At 69.5% G+C, this 2,186-nt stretch carries 2 protein-coding genes; both read left to right on the top strand.

What is annotated here, in order from left to right; all coding sequences use genetic code 11:
* Nucleotides 1-73: 73 nt before the first annotated feature.
* The gene (gene istA / locus ACIBQX_RS50590) at nucleotides 74-1,297 is read left to right on the top strand and encodes an IS21 family transposase (protein ID WP_397017867.1); all 1,224 of its coding nucleotides are present in this window, start codon (nucleotides 74-76) and stop codon (nucleotides 1,295-1,297) included.
* Nucleotides 1,297-2,118 (top strand): IS21-like element helper ATPase IstB, encoded by an 822-nt coding sequence (gene istB, locus ACIBQX_RS50595; RefSeq protein ID WP_355041650.1) that lies wholly within the window; start codon nucleotides 1,297-1,299, stop codon nucleotides 2,116-2,118. The genes istA and istB overlap by 1 nt, the downstream gene beginning before the upstream one ends.
* Nucleotides 2,119-2,186 lie beyond the last annotated feature (68 nt).

Raw genomic sequence — 2,186 nt, forward strand, 5'->3', positions numbered from 1 at the left:
TGTCGACGGCGCGTGAATACTGACCCCCAGGCGACGGCCGAAATCTGACCCCCTGCAGAGTTCAATCTGGAGGGTGATCAAGGTGGAGGACTGGGCGGAGATCCGTCGGCTGCACCGGGCCGAGGGAATGCCGATCAAGGCGATAGCGCGACAGCTGGGCGTCGCCAGGAACACGGTGCGGCGTGCGCTGGCGGCCGAGGAGCCGCCGAAGTATCAGCGACCGGGTAGAGGGTCGGTCGTGGATGCGGTGGAACCGCAGATCCGGGAGTTGTTGCGGCAGTGGCCGGACATGCCCGCGACGGTGATCGCCGAGCGGATCGACTGGCAGCGGTCGATGACCGTGCTCAAGGACCGCGTCCGGCTGATCCGGCCGGAGTATCGGCCGCTCGATCCAGCCTCGCGCACCAGCTACCAGCCCGGCGAGCTGGCCCAGTGCGATCTGTGGTTCCCGCCGGCGCGCATCCCGGTCGGGCCTAACCGTGGCATGAGCCTGCCGGTGCTGGTCCTGGCCTGCGGCTATTCGCGTTGGCTGATGGCACGGATGCTGCCCTCCCGCACCGCTGGTGACCTGTTCGCAGGGATGTGGGCGCTGCTGTCCCTGCTCGGCGCCACCCCCAAGACGCTGGTGTGGGACAACGAGGGTGCGATCGGGGCGTGGAAGGGCGGCCGGGCGCAGCTCACCCGGGACGCCGAATCCTTTCGCGGCACCCTCGGCGTCCGGATCCTGCAGTGCCGGCCGGGTGATCCGGAGGCCAAGGGGCTGGTGGAGCGGGCCAACGGCTATCTGGAGACCTCGTTCATGCCCGGGCGCGTCTTCACCGGCCCGCACGACTTCAACGCCCAGTTGGAGCCCTGGCTGCAGCGGGCCAACCAGCGCCATCACCGGCGTCTGGACTGCCGCCCGGCCGATCGCATCGACGCCGATCGGGCGGCGATGGTGGCCTTGCCGCCGGTTGCTCCGATCATCGGCTGGCGCAGCTCGACCCGGCTGGCACGCGATCACTACGTGCGCGTCGCGTCCAACGACTACTCCGTTCATCCGTCGGCGGTCGGCCGCCTGGTCGAGGTCGTCGCCGATCTGGAGCATGTGAGCGTGACCTGTGCCGGGCAGTTGGTGGCCCGGCACGAGCGCTGCTGGGACATCCACCAGACCCTCACCGACCCGGCCCATGCCCGAGCCGCGGCGGCGCTGCGCTCGGTCCGGCTGCAGGCCGTGGCTGCGCCGGTGGACACCGAGGTGGAACAACGCGCGCTCGGTGACTACGACGCGCTGCTTGGCGTTGAGGGGGTGGCGTGATGGCGAGCGGGACCGGCGCCGGCGCATCGACGGTGTCCGCGAGCGGGCGCAATGTCGCCGCCGAACTGGCCTATCTGAGCCGGGTGTTGAAGGCGCCGTCGCTGGCGGCGGCTGTTGAGCGGCTGGCCGAGCGGGCCCGCGCTGAGTCCTGGACGCATGAGGAGTTCCTGGCCGCCTGCCTGCAGCGCGAGGTCGCCGCCCGCGACTCCCACGGAGGTGAGGCCCGTATCCGCGCCGCCCGCTTCCCGGCCCGCAAGGCCCTGGAGGACTTCGACTACGAGCACCAGCGTTCGCTCAAACGCGAGGTCATCGCGCATCTGGGCACGCTGGACTTCGTCACCGCGAAAGAGAACGTGGTCTTCCTCGGCCCGCCCGGCACCGGCAAGACGCACCTGTCGATCGGCCTGGGGATCCGCGCCTGCCAGGCCGGTCACCGGGTTGCTTTCGCCACCGCGGCCGGGTGGGTGGCCCGCCTGGCCGACGCGCACGCCGCCGGCAAGCTCCAGGACGAGTTGGTCAAGCTGGCCCGCGTCCCGGTCCTGATCGTGGATGAGGTCGGCTACATCCCGTTCGAGCCCGAAGCCGCGAATCTGTTCTTTCAGCTGGTCTCCAGCCGCTACGAACGCGCCTCGCTGATCGTCACCTCCAACAAGCCCTTCGGCCGGTGGGGTGAGGTGTTCGGTGACGACGTGGTCGCCGCCGCCATGATCGACCGCCTCGTCCACCACGCCGAAGTGATCTCGCTGAAGGGAGACAGTTACCGGCTGAAGAACCGCGACCTGGGCCGCGTCCCACCGGCCCGACCTGAGCACGAACAATAACCAACGACAACATCAGGGGGTCAAGATTCAGACGTCGCCAGGGGGTCAGGATTCGACCGTCGTTGACA

The sequence above is a fragment of the Nonomuraea sp. NPDC049714 genome (genome assembly GCF_044465295.1).
In the GTDB taxonomy this organism is placed as follows: Bacteria; Actinomycetota; Actinomycetes; order Streptosporangiales; family Streptosporangiaceae; genus Nonomuraea.